The organism is Shewanella sp. SG41-4 (assembly GCF_014164505.1).
Classification (GTDB): Bacteria; Pseudomonadota; Gammaproteobacteria; order Enterobacterales; family Shewanellaceae; genus Shewanella.
In genome coordinates this window covers 1-1,529 of record NZ_JACJFI010000574.1, presented here as the reverse complement: position 1 = coordinate 1,529, position 1,529 = coordinate 1, and the positions used below count along the sequence as shown (strand labels likewise).

Sequence of the window (1,529 nt, the reverse complement as noted above, 5' to 3'; positions counted from 1 at the left end):
GTGCTAATTGAGGGACGTTCATGAAGCTAAATATCATAGATGAAGTGGAGTTGTATAAGCAATGCTCGAAATTTATCCACGAATTACCAGATTATCTCAAAAGCAGCTCCAATTCTATTTCTTCAACAGTGTTTTTTATACCTCTTGACTGCGCTTATTCAAGGGGTGAACTTTTATTGCATCTTGAAATGCTTGAACAGGGTTTAATGGACGAGAAAACCATAGATTCTATAGCTGGTAAAAATGTACTCGATCTTTACAGTCGTCATAATGCAAGCAAACAAACGAGAGCTCAAATATCAAAGCTTGCTAATTATATTAGACTCGTTTTAGTCAAACTAGCATCTAATGGCGTATTAACTTTGAATGCTTTATTTAAAGTGAGTATTCACTCTCAAAAGCAATTTGACACTGTTATTATCTACGATGATGTTTATCCTGAATCAGTCTTGCAAGCCCTTATATTGAGCACAGATGCGAGGGTCAAGTCACATTCGGATCAATTACCTGTGAGACTTCTTGATGCTGCAAATACTGAATTAGCATACAAAACACGAGTTGCTGCTTATCAAACTTTAGCAAGGGCATGTTTAACTCAGGGCGTGAGAAAGTTATCCGATTTTAAGTTTGAACACTGGGCTGATTTTTATTCGGATTATAGATCTACCCCTGAGCTCCCTGCGATCACTATATCATCTATTATAAGTGTGATAGCTAAGTACAATAATGATCCTGAAATTGAAAATCAATTTAAAAACTTTACTACCTCTCATCGAACTAATCCAAAGGAAGATAATAGTCATACAGAAAGTGTTTATCTTTCAGGTGACAGAGCTCTAGCAAAAAAATTACTTGGGAAAATAAATTACAACAGAAATCATACTCAATATTCTCATTCAGAATATGTTAGGTATTCAAAAAACGATAGTACTAAAATTTTGTCATATCCGTATTGGAATTCTGATGGTATTGTTTTAGCAGACTTTATTTCATCTAATATTAATCAGAATCAAGACCATAAAACAGTATGGAAGCTAGCACAAATCGACTTTTTAGAACGTAAAGTCGAGAGTAGTACAAAAAAGGTTTCCCAAAATCGATTGGCAGTATTCAATATTTATCTTTTTAGTTATCTCCCTTCTTTTTTTTCAAAATTTGGTTCTGAACACATTAAGTATCCTAATTTGCCAAAGGATTTTATATCAGCAATTTTTGTTCAGAGAAGTTCAATTTTTGATTACCAGTCAGGTATTGCATCGGATGCAGTATATCCAGTTCCACTTGAAGAGTTTGTTTTCTCATTTGACTTAACTCGAAGAAAAATAACTACAGACAATGACAATGGGATCAAAGATGTAATGAGAGAGATTTCATTATTTTTCGAACATCTCGTAGCTATCAATGTCGGTAATCCTGATTCGGACTTTTTTGTACCTACTAACCCAATTAAATTAAGTGTTCAAAAGACCAAGGGTAAAAAATACTTAAAAACTCGAAAGCAAGTTATGAGTATAAATTATTGGTCAGGT

Annotated in this window: 1 protein-coding gene; it reads left to right on the top strand. The window is 33.7% G+C overall.

The window, feature by feature from the left end:
- Positions 1-20: 20 nt before the first annotated feature.
- The coding region (locus H5202_RS22355) for a hypothetical protein (protein WP_182773960.1) at positions 21-1,529 on the top strand (1,509 nt) is incomplete at its 3' end.